This is a genomic window from Halostagnicola sp. A-GB9-2 (genome assembly GCF_030068615.1).
GTDB lineage: Archaea > Halobacteriota > Halobacteria > Halobacteriales > Natrialbaceae > Halostagnicola.
The window spans coordinates 63822-85623 of the sequence record NZ_JASJOC010000004.1 but is presented as its reverse complement, the minus strand read 5'-3'; the positions used below and the strand labels follow the sequence as shown (position 1 = coordinate 85623).

General features: G+C 62.2%; 19 protein-coding genes. 8 read left to right on the top strand and 11 right to left on the bottom strand.

What is annotated here, in order from left to right; genetic code table 11:
- Nucleotides 1-89 precede the first annotated feature (89 nt).
- Nucleotides 90-614 (top strand): Holliday junction resolvase Hjc, encoded by a 525-nt coding sequence (hjc, locus tag QNM96_RS11520; RefSeq protein ID WP_283836491.1) that lies wholly within the window; start codon nucleotides 90-92, stop codon nucleotides 612-614.
- A gap of 22 nt (nucleotides 615-636) precedes the next feature.
- On the opposite strand, the gene QNM96_RS11515 is transcribed toward hjc, so the two are convergent.
- From QNM96_RS11515 to QNM96_RS11505, 3 genes are all read right to left on the bottom strand, one after another.
- Complete coding sequence (locus QNM96_RS11515) at nucleotides 637-2556, bottom strand: acyl-CoA dehydrogenase family protein (protein WP_283836490.1); 1920 nt, start codon at nucleotides 2554-2556, stop codon at nucleotides 637-639.
- Between the two features lie 116 nt (nucleotides 2557-2672).
- Nucleotides 2673-2816, bottom strand: coding sequence for a hypothetical protein (locus QNM96_RS11510; RefSeq protein WP_283836489.1), 144 nt, complete (start codon nucleotides 2814-2816; stop codon nucleotides 2673-2675).
- Between the two features lie 151 nt (nucleotides 2817-2967).
- Nucleotides 2968-3600 carry an SWIM zinc finger family protein gene (locus tag QNM96_RS11505; RefSeq protein WP_283836488.1) on the bottom strand — a complete coding sequence of 211 codons (633 nt, stop codon included), beginning with the start codon at nucleotides 3598-3600 and terminating at the stop codon, nucleotides 2968-2970.
- 255 nt (nucleotides 3601-3855) lie between these two features.
- Here QNM96_RS11505 and QNM96_RS11500 point away from each other — a divergent pair, with 255 nt between their 5' ends.
- Together QNM96_RS11500 and QNM96_RS11495 are read left to right on the top strand one after the other, a co-directional pair.
- On the top strand, nucleotides 3856-4113 hold the full coding sequence (locus QNM96_RS11500; protein ID WP_283836487.1) for a hypothetical protein: 258 nt from the start codon (nucleotides 3856-3858) through the stop codon (nucleotides 4111-4113).
- A gap of 82 nt (nucleotides 4114-4195) precedes the next feature.
- The gene (locus QNM96_RS11495) at nucleotides 4196-4582 is read left to right on the top strand and encodes a hypothetical protein (protein ID WP_283836485.1); all 387 of its coding nucleotides are present in this window, start codon (nucleotides 4196-4198) and stop codon (nucleotides 4580-4582) included.
- Between the two features lie 179 nt (nucleotides 4583-4761).
- Here the strand turns inward: QNM96_RS11495 and priL are convergent, their stop codons facing one another.
- The gene (gene priL, locus QNM96_RS11490; RefSeq protein ID WP_283836484.1) at nucleotides 4762-5835 is read right to left on the bottom strand and encodes a DNA primase regulatory subunit PriL; all 1074 of its coding nucleotides are present in this window, start codon (nucleotides 5833-5835) and stop codon (nucleotides 4762-4764) included.
- Nucleotides 5836-6043: 208 nt separating this feature from the next.
- Here priL and QNM96_RS11485 point away from each other — a divergent pair, with 208 nt between their 5' ends.
- The gene (locus tag QNM96_RS11485; RefSeq protein ID WP_283836483.1) at nucleotides 6044-6916 is read left to right on the top strand and encodes an alpha/beta hydrolase; all 873 of its coding nucleotides are present in this window, start codon (nucleotides 6044-6046) and stop codon (nucleotides 6914-6916) included.
- Between the two features lie 181 nt (nucleotides 6917-7097).
- Here the strand turns inward: QNM96_RS11485 and QNM96_RS11480 are convergent, their stop codons facing one another.
- Nucleotides 7098-7412 (bottom strand): HalOD1 output domain-containing protein, encoded by a 315-nt coding sequence (locus tag QNM96_RS11480; RefSeq protein WP_283836482.1) that lies wholly within the window; start codon nucleotides 7410-7412, stop codon nucleotides 7098-7100.
- 221 nt (nucleotides 7413-7633) lie between these two features.
- On the bottom strand, nucleotides 7634-8377 hold the full coding sequence (locus tag QNM96_RS11475; protein ID WP_283836481.1) for a DNA polymerase sliding clamp: 744 nt from the start codon (nucleotides 8375-8377) through the stop codon (nucleotides 7634-7636).
- A 190-nt stretch (nucleotides 8378-8567) separates the two neighbouring features.
- Between QNM96_RS11475 and QNM96_RS11470 the strand changes: the two genes are divergently transcribed.
- Entirely contained in the window at nucleotides 8568-9344 is a 777-nt protein-coding gene (locus tag QNM96_RS11470; RefSeq protein ID WP_283836479.1) for a 23S rRNA (uridine(2552)-2'-O)-methyltransferase, read from the top strand.
- A gap of 52 nt (nucleotides 9345-9396) precedes the next feature.
- Here the strand turns inward: QNM96_RS11470 and QNM96_RS11465 are convergent, their stop codons facing one another.
- The 3 genes from QNM96_RS11465 to QNM96_RS11455 form a co-directional block, all read right to left on the bottom strand.
- A complete protein-coding gene (locus QNM96_RS11465) occupies nucleotides 9397-9621 on the bottom strand; it encodes a hypothetical protein (RefSeq protein WP_283836477.1) in 225 nt (74 codons plus the stop codon).
- Nucleotides 9622-9831: 210 nt separating this feature from the next.
- Entirely contained in the window at nucleotides 9832-10008 is a 177-nt protein-coding gene (locus tag QNM96_RS11460; protein WP_283836475.1) for a ribbon-helix-helix protein, CopG family, read from the bottom strand.
- Between the two features lie 131 nt (nucleotides 10009-10139).
- Complete coding sequence (locus QNM96_RS11455) at nucleotides 10140-12494, bottom strand: twin-arginine translocase subunit TatC (RefSeq protein WP_283836473.1); 2355 nt, start codon at nucleotides 12492-12494, stop codon at nucleotides 10140-10142.
- A gap of 258 nt (nucleotides 12495-12752) precedes the next feature.
- Between QNM96_RS11455 and QNM96_RS11450 the strand changes: the two genes are divergently transcribed.
- Entirely contained in the window at nucleotides 12753-13670 is a 918-nt protein-coding gene (locus QNM96_RS11450) for a twin-arginine translocase subunit TatC (protein WP_283836472.1), read from the top strand.
- Between the two features lie 355 nt (nucleotides 13671-14025).
- On the top strand, nucleotides 14026-16179 hold the full coding sequence (nasA, locus tag QNM96_RS11445) for an assimilatory nitrate reductase NasA (RefSeq protein ID WP_283836470.1): 2154 nt from the start codon (nucleotides 14026-14028) through the stop codon (nucleotides 16177-16179).
- A gap of 484 nt (nucleotides 16180-16663) precedes the next feature.
- On the opposite strand, the gene QNM96_RS11440 is transcribed toward nasA, so the two are convergent.
- On the bottom strand, nucleotides 16664-17962 hold the full coding sequence (locus tag QNM96_RS11440) for an amidohydrolase (RefSeq protein WP_283836469.1): 1299 nt from the start codon (nucleotides 17960-17962) through the stop codon (nucleotides 16664-16666).
- Between the two features lie 114 nt (nucleotides 17963-18076).
- On the opposite strand from QNM96_RS11440, the gene QNM96_RS11435 reads away from it, so the two are divergent.
- Nucleotides 18077-19096 carry a stage II sporulation protein M gene (locus QNM96_RS11435; RefSeq protein ID WP_283836468.1) on the top strand — a complete coding sequence of 340 codons (1020 nt, stop codon included), beginning with the start codon at nucleotides 18077-18079 and terminating at the stop codon, nucleotides 19094-19096.
- Between the two features lie 40 nt (nucleotides 19097-19136).
- On the opposite strand, the gene QNM96_RS11430 is transcribed toward QNM96_RS11435, so the two are convergent.
- Nucleotides 19137-21800, bottom strand: a complete 2664-nt coding sequence (locus tag QNM96_RS11430; protein WP_283836467.1) for a heavy metal translocating P-type ATPase — start codon at nucleotides 21798-21800, stop codon at nucleotides 19137-19139.
- Between the last annotated feature and the right edge of the window lie 2 nt (nucleotides 21801-21802).

Here is a 21802-nt window from a genome sequence, read left to right as displayed (position 1 = left end):
GTGATCGGCCTCGGACCCCGCTGTCGCCACACTTCGGTGCCGTATTGCGGTCCGCCCAGTTTAAGAGGGGCGACACGTGAGTGAGAGATATGTCTCAGGCGAAAGGCGATCGCCGCGAGCGCGAACTCGTCAATTTGCTCGACGAGTCGGGCTTTGCGGTGATGCGTGCACCAGCGAGCGGATCGGCGACGGAGCGGGAACTGCCGGACGTGCTCGCTGGCGACGGCGACACCTTCTATGCGATCGAAGCCAAATCGAGCTCCGGCGATCCGATTTATCTCACCGGCGAAGAGGTCGAGGCGCTCACCTACTTCGCACAAAACTTCGGCGCGAAACCGCGGATCGGCGTCAGGTTCGATCGCGAGGACTGGTACTTCTTCCATCCCGGCGACCTCCACGTCACCGACGGCGGAAACTACCGCGTCAAAAGCGAGACTGCCATCGCCGACGGCACCGACTTCTCGGAGTTCGTCGGCGAATCCGAGAAGGTCACGCTCGAGGAGATCGACGAAGACGGCGTCGAATCCGGTCCCGATCCTGACATCCTTCGGGTCCTCAACGCGGTCGAGCAGGGTGTCATGGACATCGAGGAAGCCGCGACGTTACTCGAGTAGAGTACTTGCCACTGTTTCTGAATCAATCGTCCGCCGGAACCGACTCCGAGAGCCGTTCCGGCTCGACCGACTCGAACCGAACGATCGCATCGAAGTGTTCGAGTGGCAACCGCTCTCCGTCCGCGATCCCGCGCGCCTCGCGTTCTTCGAGTTCGTTCGCCACGAATCGCTTCGCGAGAAGCGCCATTCGTCCGTTTCCGTCCTCGAGCGCCGTCTGGGCCTGCTCGAGCAAGAGTGCGGCCGTAAAGACGTCGAAGATGTAGTGGGCGAGGCGCTTGGCTGACAGCTGCGCGTAGTCCGGGTCTTCGCCGGCGAGCGTCGCCATCGCGGTCGCGAGGTCGTTGTACTCCGACTCGACGATTTCGGCGGTTTCCTCGAGTGCGGAGTGGTCCACGCCGTCAAGCCGTTCCTGTACGACCTCGAGGAACGGTTCGTGCGCCTCTTCGCGCTCGAGCGCCCGGAGCACGTCGAGCGAGAGGATGTTTTCGGTCCCTTCCCAGATTGGGAGGACCTGGGCGTCCCGAAGCAGACGATTGGTGACGAAGTCGTTAACGTAGCCGTTGCCGCCGTGGACCTCCATGGCGTAGGAGGCGGTGTCGACGGCCATCCGTGCGGTTCGTGCCTTCGCGATGGGAATCAGGAGCCGCATCAGCCGGTAGGCGTCCCCGGCTTCCGTCGGGACCGCAGTGTCGGTTTCGCCATCTCCGTCGGCCGTTCCGTCCGCTCGTTTCGCGCGTTCGGCGCGCTCGCGCTCGGAGAACAACCGTGCGGCCTCGAACGTGAACGCCGTCGCGGCCTCGTGGTCGACGGTCATGTCGACCAGATCCGCCTTCATCAGCGGGTACTGATCGATCGTCTTGCCGAAGGCCTCCCGATTCGCGGCGTATATCCGGCTCTCGAGCAGTGCTCGGCCCATGATTCCGCAGGATGCCGCGGCGTTCGAAAGCCGTTCGATGTTGAGCATCTCGGCCATCTGCGTGAAGCCGTTTTGCTCCTCGCCGACGAGGATCGCTTTCGCACCCGTGAACTCGACTTCGCCGGTGGGAACGGAGATCGTTCCGAGTTTGTCCTTCAGACGTCGGTAGTACTGATCGTTGAGCTCCTCGGGCGGTAATCGCGTATTACCGCCGCTCGCGAGAGGGTCGCCGCCTTCTTCGATCCCGCGGTCTCGGCGCTCCCGTTTGGTCGTCACCCCGCCGTCCGGGTCCGCGTGGGGAACGAGAAACAGCGAGAGGCCGGCCGTCCCTTCGGGTGCGCCCTCAGTCCGGGCGAGCGCCAGCGTCCCTTCGGCGTCGATGTTCGAACAGAACCACTTCTCGCCCTCGAGTCGCCAGTAGCCCGATTCCTCGTCGTAGGTCGCGCTGGTTTCGTTGGCCCCGACGTCGCTTCCGCCCTGTTTTTCGGTGAGAAACATCGCACCCTCGACGAGGTCGTCGTAATCTCGACTCGTCAGCGCCCGGTAGTACGGCTCGAGGTCCTCGTCGCCGAACTTCTCGAGGACGAGCGCCGCACCCGTGGTCATCGCGACGGGACAGTCGAAGCCGGGGTCGGCATAACAGAGCAGGTACTGCATCGCGAGGTTGTGGCTGAACGGCATCGGCCCCTCGCGGCCGGGGGGCGCGTGAAACGAGTCCGCCACGATGCCCGCCTCGTAGGCGAGTTCCTCGTCCTCGTGTTGCTCGGCGGGGTAGCGAACGTAGTTTTGGATCTCTCCGTGTTTGTCGTAGGACTCGAGCACCGGTCCGTTGTCGTCGATGTAATCCGCGTTGTCGGCGATCTTGTGGCCAACGGTCCGGCCGAACGTCGAGAGCCTGGACTCGGCCCACTCGAACTCGGAGTCAGTATATATCCGCTCGAGTTCGCGCTGGAGGGCACGATCGAGCTCCCAGTAGTTGACGCCTCGTCCCTCGTCGAACTCGCCGAAATCGATCCCCGAACCCATACTATGGTAATAGTTGACGAACAGCAATAAAACGGCAGTATCTCAACCCATTTTCGGTTCACGAGCGTTGTCTGCGGCGCTCTCGAGCGGTGGGACGTTCGGAGCGTCTCGTCTTCTTACGCGCTTTCGTCCGTCCGCCTCTCGTCGAAGAACTGGTTCAGCGCCGCTCTCGTTCCGAGGTACGACGCCGCTACGATTGCGAGGAGAAACGCCACGGCACCGAGCACGGTGTAACTGAACAGGATTTCGAGCGATACCATGGTGGTACTTGCACGCACTTCTCAAAAAGAGTGTCGACTATCTAACGTCCCGAGTGAGGGTTTTCGAGAGAGCGGCGAGTCTCGAGGCGGATTCGGTACTGCTTCTTTTACCGTCGCCGTTCCGTCTCTACTCGTTCCCGTCTCGCCGGCTTCAATTGGCGTCGGTGACTCGTTCGAGGCGCGTTCGCGGGAACACGTACACCTTCAGTGAGTCGGGGACGACGCCGTTTCGACCGACGGTCGCGTGCGGGTAGACCGCCCCGACGACCGGCGTATCGGGATCGTACTCCTCGTTCGTGCCGTACTCGGCGACGGTACTGCTCGCGTCCGGAATGCGGACGTAATCCGCTCGGAGATCCGAGACGTCGACGACCGTCAGGCGATCGTTCGTCTCGCGGTCCCGAACCGTCACGCCGGGGTAGATCCGGTGGCGCTCGCAGTAGAACGGGCCCTCCTCGTCTTCGTCGACGAAGATCGACTCCTCGCAGTCCGCACATTCGACGGCGATCTGTCCGAGCGGCGGGACGCGTCCCGCGGTAATTTCGATGGCGACGCGGCGGATGTGCTTACACCGGACGTTCCGAAACACGTGGTCCGGACAGGTACATCGGCCCGCTTCGAGGTCGATGAGGTACGTGTTCCCGCTCTCGGATTCGACCTCGTAGAGGCCGTCGCCGAGCGCGAGGACGGACATCGCTTCCGTGCGCGCTCGGAGCGATCGCTCCTCAAGTCGTCTATCGGTCGGTACTGGAAGGCTCGTTTTCGGTGACGCGGTTGTTATCATGGGTGCGTCTGGGGGTTGCAGGCGGTCGGCTAGCTATTCGAGCACTCTAGGTGCTCGGCGATAATAACGGCAACGCCTGCGAACTAAACGGCCGAAAGGTGGTCTCTTCGTCCTCATTTCGGCCGATTAGCTATTTCCTCCGTTTCGTTCGACCCACTCGATAATTTCGTGCTCGATCGCTATGCTGAGGCCGATCTTTTCGCGTGGACGACGCCTTCGATACGTTTTTCAGCGATCCGGCGAAATCACCAGTCAATGCTCGAGCGTGAGCGAATCATCGAAATCATCGTAGCCGTTTTCTCGGTCGCCGTTATGATCGGGACCATGGTTCACATCGGGTCTACCTACAGCGGGACCAATAACGCGCTTTCTCCCGAAGGTGGCGAAATGCTCGTTGCAGCCATCGTCGGCTTCGTGTTCTTGCTCGTCGCCGTGGGAATCGTCCTCGCGTACGTTCTGAACGACCCCGAAGACGGTCTCGAGGACGAGCCCGAGGCCCAGAGTTCGATATAGGTCGATTCGACGCCCGTCGAACGTTTTCTGTCATACTGATAGCCGACCAACTTATTTCTGGTAGGAGGAACAACATTTCCGTATGAGCAATCTGACCGTCCCGGCGTGGGTTCAGCGGATCGTGATCGGCCTCATGCTCATCCTGTTGGTCTCCGGCGCTGTCGCCGAGGTTGGCGAACGCTGGGTCGGCGTCCTCCTCGGACTGGCCCTCGCCGTTATCCTCGTTTCGTGGCTCGTTTCCGCTCGCTCGAGTTCGGACGGAGCAACCGAACCCGGGGCTACTGGGGATGACGGCGGTGGAGAGTCCGTTGATTCGGACGGTAACTCCGTCTGGAACGCGATCCCGTCTCGACAGTATACGGGCCGCCACGTCGAATCGGGCGGGCTCGCTCGAGACGATCAGGAGAAAGCGCTGGCGGAAATAGAGGAGGAAGCCAGAAAGCAAGCACCCGAAGAGTTTCGCGATTGAGCCGACACCGGCTGTGAGTCACAGTCTTTCTCGCGTCAGCTTTGCTCCGCTCGAGGAGCCTCGATCGCTTCAGAGAGTCGTTCGTAATTCTCTCCCGGCGTAGAGACTCCGTCGGCGGTTTCGTTCCCCGAACCTCGTTCTCTGCTCAGGCTGGCTGAAAGCAGTTGCGAACGACCCTATCAGGCATCGCCTTCGGCCGTGGCCTCTCGCCAGTCCTCGAGTTCGTCGTCGTCGGCGTCGTCGATGCGATTTTCGTAGTAGGCCATCGGGTGTGGAATCTCCTCGCAGAGGTCGTCTTTGTTCACGCAGTCGCCGTAGGACTGCATCGTCGCACACGAGGGCGGCGAGTACTCGGTCGGGGAGGTATCGCCCCGGATGTGATCCGTCTGGTATCTCGTCATCTCCTCGCCGAACGAGGAGTTGACTCGGTAGAGATCGACGATGTCGTCGGTTTCCATCCCGATGCTTGCGAGAAACGCCGTGATCGCAAAGCGGGAGTGATGGGGCAGGTGTTCGCCCTTTTGAATCTGATCGAGAAGCGCCTTCATACACGGCGGGAAGAGATCCGGAACGACGGTATCGATCTCTCGAGTTAGGTCCATTTCCGACAGTACTTCGCGGATCTCTTCGGCCTCGTCCTCGAGTTCTGCGCCGATAGCGTCGGGAACGTCGAACGGCAGCCCGTCCTCGATCCGCTCGCGGACGGCCTCCCGAAGCAGCGTCAGCAACTCCGTCTCGTCGACCGGCACGTCGCCATCGCCGAGGGGTTGGTTGACGAGTCGCCACTCGTCCTCCCAGAGATCGCCGGCGAGGGGGAGATACGTTCCGACGTCGATTCGATACTCGCCTCCACCAGTCGTCCGAACCGACTCGTCGAGGTCGAACTCCGAGAAGAGGTCCTCGAGGTCGAGCCCCGTCGTCTCGACGCTCTTTAGCTCCGTTGTATCCTCGAGATCGTCCGTAAACCGATCGAAGGCCGTTTCGGCTTCGGCTCGAGCGTACTTGCGAACCAGTATTGACTCGTTAACCAGCGAAACGAGCACCCGTGCGACGGGATAGGACAGCAGTTCCACGCGGGGCTCCCGGTGGCCCTCGCCCGTCGTCCCCTCCTCGAGGGAGGCGACGACGCGCTCGCGGGCGCGATCGACGACGTCCCGGTCCTGCTCGACCACGGTGGCCAGATCGACGGCCTCCGTGGCGACCGAGTCGCGGGCTGCCTCGAGGAAGGGGTATCGGGCGTGCAGTCGCTGCATCGATAAGACGATATTACTGGTGCAGGTTAAACGCGCTGATTGTCGGCGACCGGGCGACTTGGAAGTGGCTGTTCGGTCTACCCGCGAGTCACTCGCGGGCCGGCGTCGGTGTCCTGTCTCGACGTACAACTGTCCGGGTCCGTCCCACCGTTCAGTCATCGGTTCGCGGATGATCGATTTCAAGACCGTTCGACACGTTGATCGACGTATGCCACGGGTCACTCGAGACGGCGTGTCGATCTACTACGAGCGAGACGGGAGCGAGGGCGGGACGACGAGCGACCCAGTCGTCTTCGTCCAGGGCCTCGGCTACGGCCGATGGATGTGGCGCTGGCAACGCGAAGGAATCTCGGAGGAGTTCGACGTGATCGCCCCCGACAACCGCGGAACCGGTCGGTCGGATGCCGGGCTCCCCCCGGTCGTTTCGAAGCTCCCGGGTAGGGTTCGCTCACCGCTCCTCCTGAAGCCCCTGAGCTACTCGATCGAGGGACTTGCCGCGGACCTCGAGGCCGTCCTCGAGGATGCCGGCATCTTCAACGCTCATCTCGTTGGAGCCAGCATGGGCGGGATGATCGCCCTACAGTACGCCCTCGAGTACTCGCGAGCGAAGTCGCTCACGCTGTGTTGTACGACCCACGGCGGAACGGACGCGGTTCCGATTCCCGAGGAAACCCAGGAGCACCTCTTCTCGGCGCCCGACGGCGCGAGCGAACGAGAGAAACTCCGTCATCGAATGCGACCGGCGTTTACCGAGCGATTCACCAACCGGAATCCCCATCTGATGGACCGGATCATCGAGTGGCGACTCGAGCAGGACGCACCCGAACCCGCACGCGAAGCGCAAGCTGGCGCGGCGCTGGATTTCGATGTCGGCGACCGATTGGACCAGATTCGAGCGCCGACGCTCGTCCTTCACGGAACCGCGGACCGAGTCGTTCCCGTCGAAAACGCTCGGTTGCTCGAGAAGAAAATCCCGGAGACGCGCCTCGAGACCATCGACGGCGGCTCACACTGCTTTTTCATCGAGGAAAGCGACGAAGTAACCGAGTGCGTGCGCTCGTTCCTGCACGAACAAGATTGAGCACTTCGCTCCCGAAAATGGGACCGGCTCCGTTAGGATTCGAGACGTTCGCGTCTTCTCATCACGAGGGGGGGCCATTTCTCGAACGCTACCGAGGGCTCCCATCTCCACGGCGTTGCATCGCGACCCGTTCTTGCGGAGGTTCGCGGGCGGTTCGCCCCGTTCGGGCCACCGGCGTCGATCAGCTGTTTTGCTGTCCGTTCGGCGAGCCCGGCTCGAGTCGAATCCGCCCGTCGAACCCGACACGGACTTCGTACCCCACGTAGGGGAACGTTATCTGGTGATCGCTCGAGGAGCTTCCGTTGTGCTCTCGAACGTGTTCGTAGAGCGAATCGAGGGCCTCGGGGTCGACCACGTCGTACAGCGGCGGCAACGATGTGGGTTCCGTTCCCGCGAGCGTTGCGACTGCGGAGATGAGGGCTTCGCTCGGTTGTCGCCCGCCGACCGAGATAACGTGACTCGACGGAGAACCTGCAGAATCGTCGGAAGAGACCATATTCTCTCTAGCGGTTTGGGGACGGTAACTCCTCCCCTTTCCATGTTCTCTCCTTACATACTCCCCCATTTGACGGTCACTCGATTGTTGCAGTCACTCCGGTTGGATCTTCACTTGCGAAAGTCAGCTCCCTCGTTCGACGAGACCCGTGGCCGCCCCGTCGCTGTCGCTTCGAACCGGTTCGAAGACTCCAGAATCAGTAGTGTCCGCCGATCGGTTCGCTAGTCGCTCTGAATCCGCGGTGCGAGCATGTACGTGACCTGCCCGTCCCCTTCGGCAAACCCGAAGTACATCTTGATCGGGAACTCCTCGCCGAGCGCGAGAGTCACTTCGGTGTCGGAGGGAATCGCCTTGTTCATGTCCTTTAGATAGTCGAGCGAGAACAGCGAGCGCGCCGGACCGACCTGAAGATCGATCAGATCGTCTCGAGTCAACTCGAGGTGAACGTCGTCGGTGTCTCCCTCCGCGTTGACGTAGAAGAACTCGTCGGTTTCGTCGACGCCCAGCGCGATGTGATCCGACACCATGTCGGCGGCTGTAACCGATCTGTTGAGGTCTTTGCCCTCGAGAACGACCTCCGCGGGAAGGTCGAGATCAGGAATGTCGGGCTCCTGCCGGATCGAATCCGGATCGATGAGCGCGAGCGTGTACTCGAGTCCGTCGATCTGGATGTGGAGCTTTCGCGTCTCTTCGTCGAGTTCGAACTGGATGAGCTGGCCGGATTCAGCCATGCCCGCGATATCTTCGAGTCGCGAGAGATCGACGCCGATCAGTCCGCCGTCCGCTTCGTACGATTCGAACGCGGCTGCATCGAGCGAGAGGTCGACCATCCCGACGTTTGCGGGGTCGACGGCCCGAATCTCGAGGCCTTCTTCCTCGAGGTGAATCTTGCACTCGTCGACCAACACACTGATTGAGTCGAGCGTGCTGGTGAGTGTTTCCGCGCTCACGATGGCCTTGAACATATGTGACGGGCTACGGACGGTCCGCATAAAAAGCCACCTTTTGCGGTCGATCGGAGTTGTCGCCGGTCGTCGCCGATCGACGGAGACCGCAGGTGCGTCACGCCTATCAGCGTCGACGGCGTCGTTCGTGTATGAACCGATATTCGTTTCGCTCGTGCGGACGAACAGCACGGGATCTGGCGAGGTACTGATGACTGGGAAAGATCACTACTACAACAAGTCCAAGCAGGAAGGGTATCGCTCTCGAGCGGCCTACAAGCTCAAACAGCTCGCCGACCTCGAGAACGCCATCGACCAGGGGGACACCGTCGTCGACCTCGGGGCCGCGCCAGGCGGCTGGCTTCAGGTCGCCGCCGAGCGCGTCGGTCCGCAGGGAACCGTCATCGGGGTCGACCTCCAGCGGATCAAACCGCTTGAGGACCACGACAACATCGAGACCGTTCGCGGCGACATGACCGAGGACCGAACGCGGGATCGAGTTACCGATACGGCGGATGGTGTCGTCGACGTGGTCGTTTCCGACATGGCACCGAACATGACCGGCGAGTACCACCTCGATCAGGCTCGCTCGCTCCACCTCGCTCGACAGGCGTTCGAGACGTCGCTGGAACTGCTCGACACCGGCGGGGACTTCATCGTGAAGGTGTTCGAGGGGCCGGACGTCGACGCGTTCCGCGAGGACGTCGAAGCGGAGTTTCAGTACGTCCGCGCGACGAGTCCGAAGGCGTCGCGCAAGGAGTCCTCGGAGATCTATCTCATCGGCAAGGGGCGACTCACCTCCCCGGTCAGAACGGGGGACGAACTCGAGGTCGAGATCGTCGATGTCGGCGAGGAAGGCGACGGAATCGCCTCCGTCGAAGGCTATCGACTGTTCGTTCCCGGCGCCGAGGAGGGCCAAACGGTGACGGTGAAAGTCGAAGACGTCAAGCCGAACTTCGGCTTCGCACAGCGCCTGGACCGAGACTGACTGCCGCGGTTCGCCCTCACGTCGCTCGCCGAACCGTGCGCTCGAGTCCGTGTTAGCTCGAGGATGACTCCTCCTCGAGTTCGTAGCTGATCTCGACGCTCGCCAACGATCGCTCGGCGGTCGCGATGTACAACTCCTCGACTGAGTCGAAGACCGCCGTCGGAATCTGTTCGTCCTGTAAATTCGCCTCCGCGAGCGCATCGTAGAGGTGTCCGGTCGCCTCGTGGAGGGCACACTGCGTAACGTCGGTTGCGGGTATTTCGGTCGTTCGTTCCATCAGGATATCACCACAGTGATTCGTCGGGTTCCACTGGGAGCAGTGGCAAACGAATAGGTGATAGTAACTGGATATCTCTGCTGGCGGGTAAGACACTGCTTGAATGTTAAGGCCGTTTATTACAGATAAATTCTGTTTCGGTTACTGGTGCTATCTGGCGCGGAATTCATTACCGCTCGAGTCGTCATCGGGCTTCCCCCGGTTTCACGTTCATTGGTCTGTCTCGAGGCGGTCGTGTCGGTCATCAATTTCGTCGAGGATGTCGAGGTTTTTGCGGATCGACGATCGGATCGCGTCGCTTCGGTTGACGAATTTTCCGTCGTCGCCGACGTGGGCATCGAGGTCGTCGAGGAGTTCCTGTGGGATTTCGACGCTGATTTTGGGCATACGAGGCGGTTTGTAGTGTTATCCCTTAACGTTTCCATCCGAGGCTTCGATGCTACCGAGAGAGCGGTGACGGCTGAAAATGAACAATCGGGAAACGTACCGTCGACCGCGGGAACTCGCCGTTCCGCCGATCATTCGGCGACGGCACCGGTCTCCGGTTCGGGCTCCCCGCCCCCGCCGTTGCCACCGAAGAGCCGCCCGCCGGCTGTGAGCACGTACAGGACGACCAGTCCGAAAACGTAGGTGAGCGCGATCGGCGTCGCGAGCGCGATCATCGTCAGGATTCCTTTCGGACTCGCGAAGGCCGCGATCACGAAGACGCCAACGACGACGGGCCGCCACTGCTCGAGCATCGTCCGGTAGTTGACGACGCCACCGACGTGGAACATCGCCATCGTGACGATGATGTTAAAGAGGAAGCCGACGCCCAGCGTCGTGTAAATCACGAGCCACGAGAAGCTGTTGATCCGGTAGGTGACGTCCATCCCGTTGTTGACGGCGTCGGTGATGAGATAGGAGATGACCGCCGGGGCGATCCAGTAGAATCCCAGCAGGAGTCCGACGGCGAAGCCGACGAGCATCGTCACGCCCCAGATCAGCGCGACTCGCGCGTTGCCCGAGACGAGTCCGCGCTCCTTGAGGGCCGGCCAGGCCCAGTACAGGACCAGCGGGAGGATGGAGATGATCGCCAGGATCGTACTCACCTTGACCATGAAGATCAGGACCTCCACGGGATCGAGCGCGATGACGAACCCGGCGTCGCGGATTAACTCCGTCGTTGTTTCGTCGCCGGCCAAGTTCGCGTCGTTTGCTTCCGCGACTTCCACCAGGACGTCCTCGGGAACCCGGTCGACGAACTGGGCCAGGATGATGGTGAACCCGCCCTGGTACAGCGCGAAGAACGTCCCGCCGAGGACGGCCATGAAGACCCCGACGATGTAGAACACCTTCGAGGTCAGGCTGTTGAGGATGAACGCGATATCGTAGGCGTAGCCGCCGATGTCGTCTTCGGTCGTCTCGTCCTCCGTGAACGGATCGAGCATCCCCGCGGCGGTACTCGAGAAGAGCCCTTCTTCTTCTTCTTCGCTTTCGCCGGCTCCGGAATCGCCGTCCGTCGCTCCGCCGGCACCTGTTCCGGATCCGTCTTCGCTACCGCCTGCGCCCCCGGACTGGCCCTGTTGGGCCTGGATCGAATCGAACCGGTTGAGAACTTTCTCGGCTTTCGCCTTGTTTTCGTCGTACATCGCTTGCCGAGAGATCTCGAGGGCTTGCTCTTCGTCCATCTGGAGGAAGACCTGCGCCGATACGTCCTCGACATCTTCGGTCTCGAGGGTCTCGAAGTCGATGTCGTCGGGGCTGTCGGCGTTTCGAATGTCTCCTGCCCGCGGATAGACCGGCGATCGGAGGACGATGAGTGTGTAGCCGACGAGGATGAGAAAGCCGACGCCGAGTCCGATCAGGATACCGACCGCCGCCTCGCCGGCCAGTCCGTACTCGATCGCCATCGACTCGAGAGCGGTCGGTCCGCCGGGCTCTAGGCCCGACGGGAGGAGCGGATACACCGACTCCTCGAGGTAGTCGAACCCGCCCTGGTTCACGAAGGCGGCCGTCGCGACGCTGATTGCAATCAAGAGCCCCGAAAACTGGAGAAGACGTCGCTTCATGAATCCGGTTCCCGTGTCGAGTTCGGCCGCGCCGCGTCGCCGAATGTTTGTCACGACCTTCGCGAGGCCGAGACTGAACATGTAGAGCGCGAAAAGCGGCAGTGCCCACATGATTAGCGTGAACGGGTCCGGCGGGGAGAACATCGCCCCGAAAACCGTGATGGCGACGAGGGCGTGGCGCCATTTGGCCCGGAACGTTTCATAGGAGATAATTTCCGTATAGGAAAGGACGCTCATCAGGAGCGGCAGCTGGGCCGCGAGACCGAACGAAATGGTCAACAGAGCCATAAACTCGGTGAATTCGGTGATCCCCCAGCTCGGATCGACGCCAGCCTCGTAGGCGACGATCGCGAGGAAGTCAAACGCGTAGGGGAAGAAGATCGCGTACGCGTAGAACAGGCCGATCCAGAACAGGGTAAACGAGGTCAGCGCGAAGCCGACCATGTACCGTTTCGAGACGGGGACGACCGATTTGAGCCCGCGCTGGCGAAGGGCGTCTCGAGAGTAGTAGATGACCGCCGGAATCGCGACGATGATCCCGACCACCATCCCGATTTTCGCCTGCAGGAGGATTACTTCGAACGGCGTCCGGGTAATGATGTTCGTCGCCTCGGAGACGTTCGCGCTCATCTCCGCTCGCGCCGTCGCCTCGAGGAAGTCCCAGATAAAGACACGAAGGGCGTAAAACGAGCCGACGAACCCGATGACGAAGACCATAAACACCTTCTGGAGGTTCGCCTGGGCGCCTGAGAGAACGGCGCCGATGGTTTCCCTGCCGGTGTTGATAGCTCGGGCGGTGTCTTCGCTGACCGCAGAACTCATTGCTGTCAGTGGATAACTTACATCCAGTTATCAACCTTTCGAGTACGGAAGTGTGAAACGAGTCGTGGTGCGTGCGGGCCCTCTCCTGTGTCGGGTACCCACTGTGCCGTGTCGGAAACCCGCCGTACAGGAGATTATACCACCGTATTCGACAGATACCCCCGTTTGAAGAGTGAATCTTTCACTGTCTTCGCTCGTCCTCGTCGAGTGCTCGTAAGAAAAAGGCCTATAACCAGTGGCGGGTCTATGTCACCATAGATGCCGGACGAGTCGGCTGGCGGTGGGGACGACGAGCGGACCGATGAGTCCACGACGGGCTCCGAGGAGCCATTGCCATCCGATGACGACGAGAAACTGGAGGCGAAGACCGACGGCGAGGGGTACGTCGGTGATCAGCCGGAACAGGACGAAGACGAAGTGTACCCCGACCCCGACGACGATATCGGCGGTATCTCGACGCCGCCGGACGACGAGGAGATGCCGCTCGCCGACCACATCGAAGAGATGGTTCTGCGGCTCGCGGTCGTCTTTCTGTTCGGTGCCGCAGGGACCGCGATCGGAATCTTGTGGGCCTCGGATGCGATCGCGTTCATCTGGTCCGATGTCGTTCCGCAGGCCTCCGAACGACCGCCCCACATTTACCATCCCCTCGAGCTGTGGCTGACCCGGATCAAACTCTCGGCGTTGCTGGGGATCATGATCGCGCTGCCGATGCTCGTCTATCAGTGTTACCTGTTCATGCGGCCAGGTCTGTACCCGAACGAGCGCAAGTACTACCTCGCCGCGGTTCCGACCAGTGTCGTCCTCGGCGGACTGGGGATGATCTTTTCGTACCTGGTCGTCCTCCCGATTCTCTTCTCGTACTTTACGTTCTATTCCGAAGGGAGCGCGGACATCGCCTACGCGCTCGGTGAAACCTTCGACCTCGTCATCACGCTGACCGGTTTCCTCGCGATCGTCTTCCAGATACCGCTCTTTATCATGCTCGCGATCATGCTCGGCGTGACCACTCGAGAGTGGCTCGCGGAGAAACGACTCTACTTCTGGACGGCATTCGCGGGACTCTCGTTTATGTTCACGATGGATCCGACGTTCATGGCTCCGATCTTCGTGGCCATTACGATGATCCTCCTGTTTGAAGGGACGCTCCTGATCGTGAAGTGGACCGGTCGGTGAGACGGGAGCCGTTCGGAGTTGAGTCGGTGCGTTCGTTGACCACGATCGCGTGTCCCCTCTCGAAGTTTGGTTCTCGCCCGAGGTATCCAACCGATACTATCGCTGTCAGCGACCGTCTATTCTTGACGGCCATAGCCGGAATATATCCCCTTATATTCTCCTTATGCGTTCCCACATTGAGCGAACCGGCACGAAGATCGCCAAAAACTGTGGTAGTTAAACGATTATGGTTTAGTAGCTGGAAAGCTTTTCCAATCTCGTGAAATTGTGAAATGGTTTCGGACGAATCTCCAGGGTTGTGGTATGTATGTAAACCCCACGAGAGTCTTTCTTCGAACGGAGGGAGGGGTCGAATATGACTGATCACGTTCCCACCACGTGTATGCGATGTGCAGTCGGCTGTGGCCACGTTCAACGAGCCGTCGAGACCGGGTACGGGCTGGACATCGTCAGGGGCGACGCCGCCCATCCCGTCAATCAGGGGCTGGCCTGTCAGCGCGGCGTGAGCGAGACGGCAGATCCCGGCGGGGAGTGGCTCACGCGTCCGCTCGTCCGACGAGAGGGGGAACTCGTTCCGACGACGTGGGATAACGCCTTCGAGCGCGCCGCTGAAGGGCTCGATACGGCCCTCGAGAAGGGATCGAATCGCGTCGCGGTGTTGGGAAGCGGCCAGCAGACCAACGAGGCGGCTTATGCACTGGGTAAACTCGCTCGCGGCGGCTTCGGCACGCGATACTATGACGCGAATACCACCCTTTGCATGGCGAGTGCGGTCACCGCCTACTACGATGCCTTCGGAAGCGACGCGCCCCCGCCGACCTACGACGATATCCCCGAGGCCGAAACACACCTCGTCTGGGGGGCAAACCCCGCCGCCGCACACCCGGTGATGTTCCGGTGGATTCGCCAGTCCGCCGCCGATGAGGACTGCGAACTGATCGTCGTCGACCCCGTCGAAAGCGAAACGGCCGAGGTCGCAGACTCACACGTTACACCCGATCCGGGCGGTGACCTCGCGCTCGCTCGAGCAGTCCTCGCTCGGGTCGTCGAAACCGACCGGGTCGACGACTCGTTCGTCGCCGAGGCAACGACTGGTTTTGACGCGCTTCGAGACCGACTTCCCGACGCCGCCACCGCGGCGAACGAAGCGGGCGTTCCCCTCGAGACCGTCGACGAACTCGCCGCGGCGCTCGAGAACGACACCCTCCTCTACTGGGGAATGGGCGTCAATCAGAGCGTCGACGGGACGCCGACTGCGGCCGCCCTGATCGACCTCTGTCTCTCGACGGGCAACCTCGGCCCCGGAACCGGACCGTTCTCGCTGACGGGACAGGCGAACTCGATGGGAACCCGCGTCTGCTCTTCGAAAGGAACTTGGCCAGGTCACCGAGCGTTCGATGATCCGGCCCACCGTGAGGAGATTGCGGACGAATGGGGCGTTCCGGTCGAAACCTTGCCCGACGATCCGGGGCCCGGCCCCGTCGGTATCGTCGACGCCACCGAAGACGAGGTCGAGGCCGTCTACGGGGTTGCGACCAATCCTGCTGTGGGGATGCCCGACGCGAAACGTGTTCGAGAGCGACTCGAGGATACCTTCCTCGTCGTGCAGGACGCCTTCCACAGCGAGACCGTCGAGTGTGCGGACGTGGTGCTCCCGGCGGCAACGTGGGGCGAGTCGGAGGGGACCGCAATGAACATGGAACGAACCGTCTCGCGGGTTCGCTCGGCGACGGAAACGCCCTCGGGCGTCAAATCCGATCTCGAGTTGATCGGCGAACTGGCGATCCGCCTCGCGCCGGGGTTGTTCGAGACGACCCCAGAACCGGCATCGATTTTCGACGAGTTCGTCGGCCTCACCGAGGGAACCCTCGCGGACTGTTCGGGGATCAGCTACGACCGTCTCGAGGACGAGCGCGCGGTTCGCTGGCCGGCACCGACCCCCGAGGACGCCGGCGGCTATCGATACTACGACGTATCGACGGACGACCAGGCTGGCGGATCGGCCACCGTCCGGCCCGAGGGCGCTTCGAGTGAGACGCCAGTGAGCGAACGCTGGTCGTTCCCGACGCCGAGCGGTCGCGCACAGTTTTCCGATGGCGAGGGAACCGGCCTCCCGGAGCCACCGGACGAGTCCTACCCGCTGACGCTGACCACCGCACGCGAACCGGGCGCGTACAACACCGGCGTTCGCACTCGAGAAGACGAACCGGTTACGGCTCGAGTGAGCGGCGCAACCGCCTCGGCGCTGTCGACCGAACTCGAGGGGCCGGACGACGAGCGGTACGCTCGCGTCACGTCTCGACGAGCGTCAATACTCGCACGGATCGAAATCGACGAGGCGATCCCCGACGGCGTCGTCTGGCTGCCGATTCACCACCCGGACGTGAACGACCTCACGATTCCGGCCGTCGACCCGCGTTCGAAGGAACCAAACTTCAAACAGTGTGCTGTACGCCTCGAGGCACCGGCCGACGCCGCAGCGAGTACACTCGAAGAAGTCACTGCGTGATAGGGTTGGCTGTCAGCCATTTCCGCCCATTCGCCACCCCGCTCTGGAGACGAACCGGTAAACGGGTACAACAGACCCTATGAGTTGGTCTCAAAACGCCGAAGAACGGACGCCAATGAGGCCGAATAGTAGGACGATCCGATGCGCCCGCCTCGAGACGGGCGCGAACCCAGTTCCTCGGTCGACGGATGACGGTGCCTCTGACACCTGTTTCCGTTCGGAGACGGATGGATTCCGTCGGTTCGATGGGACGGATCAGTTGGTGTGGCAGGCCAGTCCCCCACGAGTACCCTGCAGGTAATCACACCCACTCACGATATCAAAGCAAATTTAAATAAACCCTCGTGTCAGTTCAGCTATTAAATAAGAAGGTAACACGGAAACAGATCTCTCTCGAGCGTTTATCATCAGATCTAACCGTTTAGATTCAATTTTGGTCTCCCAATCTGTGGCTATTCACCCGTAATCGGTTTGCGTTGTGATCTCACCGCTCAACCCGAGCGGAAAGCGAGTCGGCGCGCTCCTGTGCTCGCTCGAGAACGCCTGTCTCGTCAACCGTGAGAACCTCTCTATCGCGCATTAACACCGATCCGTCACAGACCGTGTGCCGAACGTCGCTTGCTTCGGCCGCGTAGGCGAGATGGCTCACGAGGTCGTGTCCCGGCGTCAAGTGTGGTTTCTCGAGGTCGATCACGGCGAAGTCCGCCGGTGCACCGGTCTCGATGCGGCCCGAATCGAGGCCCATCGCGTCGGCGCTTCCGGCCGTGAGCATCTCGACGACGGACTCGGCCGCGACGGCGCTGGCGTCCGACGCGGCGAGCTTGCCGATCATGGCCGCGTCGCGGGCTTCATCGAGCATCGAGAGGTCGTTGTTCGAGGCCGCGCCGTCGGTTCCGAGGCCAACGGTGACGCCCGACTCGAGCAGTCGCTGAACGGGTGCCATCCCGCTGGCGAGTTTCATGTTCGAGGCGGGACAGTGGATCACGCTCGTCCCGGCCTCCGCGAGCAGGTCGATTTCGGTTTCATCGACGTGGACGCCGTGGGCGACGAAGTCCTGAGGCTCGAGCAGACCGTGTTCGTCGGCGTACTCGAGCGGCCGGATTCCGTGTTCATCGACGATCGGCGCGACTTCGTCCTCGGTTTCGTTCGCGTGGTAGTGTACCGGGATTCCGGCGTCACGAGCGTTCGGGACGTACTCCTCGAGGTACTCCGCACCGACGGTCGTCAGCGAGTGCGGGGCGAACACCGTTGAGATCCGGCCGTCGGCGGCTCCGTCGAACTCCTTGGCCACGGCGAGGCTCTCGGCGGCGTCTTCGTGTGCTCCCTCGTCGTCTTTGGCCACCGTGACGATCCCGTGCCCGAGCGTGGCTCGAACGCCCGTCTGCTCGACCGCCGCGACGATTTCAGGGACCTCGAAGTACATGTCCGCAAAGGCCGTCGTTCCCCCTTTGATCATCTCGAGGATGCCCAGTTCCGCGCCGACGCGGATGTCCTTGGCCGTCATCGCACCCTCGGCGGGCCAGATGTCCTCTTGAAGCCACGCATCCAGCGGTTTGTCGTCCGCGTACCCACGCAGGAGCGTCATCGCGACGTGCGTGTGTCCGTTGACAAACCCCGGCGTCACGAGCGAGTTCGACGCGTCGAGTGTCTCGTCGGCCGTCCCCTCGAGATCGGTCCCGACCTCGAGGATCGTTCCCGCATCCTGATCGACCAGTACGTCGGCGCGTTCGACCGTTGCGTCGGGTAACAGCACCCGCCCGCCGGTGATCTCGAGCGTCGTCATTGTCCTGCCTTTCTCGTCCGGGAATGTCAGGCTGTCGATCAGCCGTCCGCTCGAGTAGCGGCGAAGCCAACGCCAGTCGGCGGGTTTAACAGTCGTTTTCCCCAACAGAGGTTCATGAACGGTCCCGAACGCGACGACGACGCCGACGACCGTTGGGGCGATGCCGATGGCACGGACGGAGCCAACGACCAGACAGTCGACGGCTGGGAATTCGATGATTCCTCGCCGCAGTCGGCTAACCCGGCGGAGCAGGGCGACTCGGACGAGCCGGGCGACCCGCCAGCCCAAGATGACGGATCGATGTTTCCGAACGCTGGCCCCGACGCGGTCCGAAACTGGACGGCGCTTCTGGCGACGCTCGCGGCCGTCTCGTTCATCTCTGCGGTGACGACGTTCGTTGTCTACGACGTGATGATGGCCACACTTGGGGCGGCGGTCCTCGGATCCGGGCTGGTCCTCGCCGCGGTCGTCTCCAGATCCGTTTTTCCACAGATCCTCCACGCGCTTTCGGACGCGTGGGCCGAACACCGGCGGTACGTCTCGTTCTCGGGTGGTCTATTCGCGCTCGGAATCGCTTCTGGCGTCGCACTCGCCGCGGCGGGCGTCGACCTGACCGAACTGTTCATGGAACTCATCCTCGAAGAGTTCGGCGAGGAGGAGCTCAACGGAGTCGGCGGTGAACCGAGCGGACTCGAGGGCGAGGGACAAATAGAGCTCTCCGCGATGTTCTTCATCCTCAACAATACGCCGCCGTACCTCGCTTCGATCCTCGGCGCGCTGACGCTAGGCCTGTTTACCTTCTTCGTTATGACGTTCAACGGCCTGATCGTCGGGAATATCGCCGTCGCAATCGGTGCGGATGTCGGCTACGGCTTGATCATCGCGTTGCTCGTCCCACACGGAATCTTCGAGCTGACGGCGCTGTTCATCGCCGCCGGCGTCGGATTCCGGTTCCTCTACCGTGCGGGTGAACGCATTACCGGGAAACGTTCGGCGCTATTCACGAAGCCCTACCTCGCCCGGACGACGTTGCTGGTGATCTTCGGCTGGCTCATGCTCGTGGTCGCGGCGTTCGTCGAGGCTTATCTGACGATTCCGATCGCCGAACTCTTCTTCCCCGGGCAGGCGGAGTAGTCGTCCGCACGGTTTCTGCTTTGGCGACCCGGATTGTTGCTCAGATCCGCTCACGAATCCAATCTATCGGTCGCATTACGAACAGCCGGTAGTCCTCGTGGGGGTCGTACGTCGCGAACGTCAGACTGTTCGCCATCACACTCACGCTCGAGGTGGCCATCGCGAGCCCGGCCAGCGCGGGATTGAGCAGACCGAGCGACGCGATGGGGACGAGCGTCGTGTTGTAGATGAACGCCCAGAAGAGGTTCTGGCGGACCTTCGATATCGTCGCCTCGGAGATGCGGACGGCCTTCAGGACGTCCGCGGGGTCGTCTCGCATCAGCGTGACATCAGCGGATTCGATCGCCACGTCGGTTCCCGAACCGATGGCCACGCCGACCTGCGCGGTGGTCAGGGCGGGGGCGTCGTTCACGCCGTCGCCGACCATCATCACCCGCGCACCGGTCCCGTCGTCGCCGTCCTGTAGCGCGTCGACGTGATCCGCCTTGTCCTCGGGCAACACGCCCGCGCGGACGTTTTCCGTATCGATCCCGACGTCTTTCGCGACTGCTCGAGCCGTCCGCTCGTTGTCTCCCGTGAGCATCACGACCTCGGTCCCGCGCTCTCGGAGTGCCGCGACGGTCTCTCGTGCACTCTCGCGAACCTCGTCTGCGACCGCAAGCACGCCGACGAGTTCGCCATCCACGGCGACCGGCATGGCCGTCTTCCCCTCGCGTTCGAGGCGCTCGAGGGTTTCCTCGGCGGGATCGGGATCGATCCCCTCGTCTGCGAGCAACTTCCGTCGGCCGACGAGGACGCTCCCGCGGACGGTTTCGGCACGGATGCCGTGGCCGGGGACGTTCTCGAACTCGCTGACCTCGCCGACTTCGACACCGCGGTCGGAAGCACCCTCGACGATCGCCTTTGCGATCGGGTGCTCGGAGCCGGATTCGGCCGCGGCCGCCGCGCCGAGGACGAACGACTCGAGATCCTCCTCGCGTTCGACGAGCGTGCCGCCGTCCGGGGCGGTCTCGGAGTCGCCATCAGCCGACCAAGATTCACCACCGTCGGGTACTGCGTCGCCGACGAGTTCGACGTCCGTCAGCACCATCTCGCCGTGGGTTAACGTGCCCGTTTTGTCGAAGACGATGGTGTCGATACCCCGGACCTGCTCGAGCACGTCGCCGCCCTTGAACAGAACGCCGTTGGTCGCCGACAGCGTCGAGCCGACCATCGTCGCGGCGGGCGTCGCCAGCCCTAGCGCGCAGGGACAGGCGATCAGCAGGGCCGAGGCGAGTACGATCACAGAAAACTCGAGGACCGGGACACCGCCCGCGACGGGGCCGCCGCCGACGGGCTCGAGGACCGGAATCCAGGAGCCAAGCGCCGCTGAGACGTCGTACAACAACTCGGGGAAGGCGAGCCAGACGACCGCCCAGAAGATCGCGTTGATGATCACTGCAGGGACGAAGTACGCGCTGACGGTGTCGACGAGGCGCTGAATCTCGGGTTGGCGAGACTGGGCTTCCTTGACCCGGTCGACGATCTGCTGAATCGCCGTCTCGGAGCCGACTTTCGTCGTCTCGACGCGCAAGACACCGTTCTGGTTGACCGTCGAGCCGACGACCTCGTCGCCCTCGTCTTTCTCGACGGGCATGCTTTCCCCGGTGAGCATCGACTCGTCGACCGCACTTTGTCCATCGACGACGACGCCGTCGGTCGGGATCTTCTCGCCGGGACGGACTTTCAACACATCGCCGACCTGGACGTCATCGAGCGGGATCTGTACTTCCTCGCCCTCCCGAATCACCGTCGCCTCGTCGGCTTCCATCTCGAGGAGTTCCCGAAGGGCGCTTCCCGCGCGGGCTTTCGAGCGCACCTCGAGCCAGTTGCCGAGCGTGATAAACCAGAGGATAAAGGCGACCGCTTCGAAGTAGAGGTTTCCGGTGAGCGCACCGCCGACGACGGCCGTGCTGTAGACGTACCCCGCGGAGGTGCCGACAGCCACGAGCGTGTCCATGTTCGCGCGCCGGTTGTTCGAAAAGGCGCGCCACGCGCCGACGAGAAACTCCTTGCCGAGCGTCGCCATGAGGATCGTCGCGAGGACGAACTCGAGACCGTTGATCCAGACTTCCTCGACGCCAAGCAGTTCGTGGGGCATCGGAACGAGCCCGAGCATGGCGAGCATGATCGGGACGAACGGCAGGGTCAGGAGTCCGCCGGCGATCACGAGCCTGCGCTGTCGGCGAAGTTCCTTCTCGACGGCGCGTTCGCGCTGGCTCGAGCCCTGCGTTTCCCCAATTTCCTCGCGGACGGGGTCGTAGCCCGCATCTTCGATGGCCGCGTAAATCTCTCCCAGCGAGACGTCGTTCGGGTTGTACCGGACACGTGCCTCATCCGAGGCGAAGTTCACGTCGGCTCTGATTACGCCAGGCAGGGTCTCGGCCGCCTCGCTAACGGTTTCCGAACACGTCGAACACGACATTCCCATGACCGCGATCGTTTCGGTTGCCGAGGCCGCCTCGTAGCCGCTCTCTTCGATCGCGTCGTAGATCTCGGCTAGCGAGACGGTCTCCGGATCGTACTCGACGGTCCCTTCGTCCGTCGCGTAGTTCGCGCTCGCCGAGACGACGCCCTCGAGGTCTGAAACGACGTCTTCGACGGTTCCCGAACACGTCGAACAGGACATTCCCGTGATCTCGAGGTGCGCTCGTCTGGTTGTCATAT

Bases quoted from the DNA above. Each gene is read 5' to 3' on its own strand.
- QNM96_RS11485 (WP_283836483.1), top strand. From the start codon at position 6,044: ATGCCACGGGTCACTCGAGACGGCGTGTCGATCTACTACGAGCGAGAC.
- QNM96_RS11510 (WP_283836489.1), bottom strand. From the start codon at position 2,816: ATGGTATCGCTCGAAATCCTGTTCAGTTACACCGTGCTCGGTGCCGTG.
- QNM96_RS11460 (WP_283836475.1), bottom strand. From the start codon at position 10,008: ATGCCCAAAATCAGCGTCGAAATCCCACAGGAACTCCTCGACGACCTC.
- QNM96_RS11465 (WP_283836477.1), bottom strand. From the start codon at position 9,621: ATGGAACGAACGACCGAAATACCCGCAACCGACGTTACGCAGTGTGCC.
- QNM96_RS11470 (WP_283836479.1), top strand. From the start codon at position 8,568: ATGACTGGGAAAGATCACTACTACAACAAGTCCAAGCAGGAAGGGTAT.
- QNM96_RS11475 (WP_283836481.1), bottom strand. From the start codon at position 8,377: ATGTTCAAGGCCATCGTGAGCGCGGAAACACTCACCAGCACGCTCGAC.
- QNM96_RS11455 (WP_283836473.1), bottom strand. From the start codon at position 12,494: ATGAGTTCTGCGGTCAGCGAAGACACCGCCCGAGCTATCAACACCGGC.
- QNM96_RS11480 (WP_283836482.1), bottom strand. From the start codon at position 7,412: ATGGTCTCTTCCGACGATTCTGCAGGTTCTCCGTCGAGTCACGTTATC.
- QNM96_RS11505 (WP_283836488.1), bottom strand. From the start codon at position 3,600: ATGATAACAACCGCGTCACCGAAAACGAGCCTTCCAGTACCGACCGAT.
- QNM96_RS11500 (WP_283836487.1), top strand. From the start codon at position 3,856: ATGCTCGAGCGTGAGCGAATCATCGAAATCATCGTAGCCGTTTTCTCG.
- priL (WP_283836484.1), bottom strand. From the start codon at position 5,835: ATGCAGCGACTGCACGCCCGATACCCCTTCCTCGAGGCAGCCCGCGAC.
- QNM96_RS11450 (WP_283836472.1), top strand. From the start codon at position 12,753: ATGCCGGACGAGTCGGCTGGCGGTGGGGACGACGAGCGGACCGATGAG.
- QNM96_RS11495 (WP_283836485.1), top strand. From the start codon at position 4,196: ATGAGCAATCTGACCGTCCCGGCGTGGGTTCAGCGGATCGTGATCGGC.
- QNM96_RS11440 (WP_283836469.1), bottom strand. From the start codon at position 17,962: ATGACGACGCTCGAGATCACCGGCGGGCGGGTGCTGTTACCCGACGCA.
- QNM96_RS11430 (WP_283836467.1), bottom strand. From the start codon at position 21,800: ATGACAACCAGACGAGCGCACCTCGAGATCACGGGAATGTCCTGTTCG.
- hjc (WP_283836491.1), top strand. From the start codon at position 90: ATGTCTCAGGCGAAAGGCGATCGCCGCGAGCGCGAACTCGTCAATTTG.
- nasA (WP_283836470.1), top strand. From the start codon at position 14,026: ATGACTGATCACGTTCCCACCACGTGTATGCGATGTGCAGTCGGCTGT.
- QNM96_RS11515 (WP_283836490.1), bottom strand. From the start codon at position 2,556: ATGGGTTCGGGGATCGATTTCGGCGAGTTCGACGAGGGACGAGGCGTC.
- QNM96_RS11435 (WP_283836468.1), top strand. From the start codon at position 18,077: ATGAACGGTCCCGAACGCGACGACGACGCCGACGACCGTTGGGGCGAT.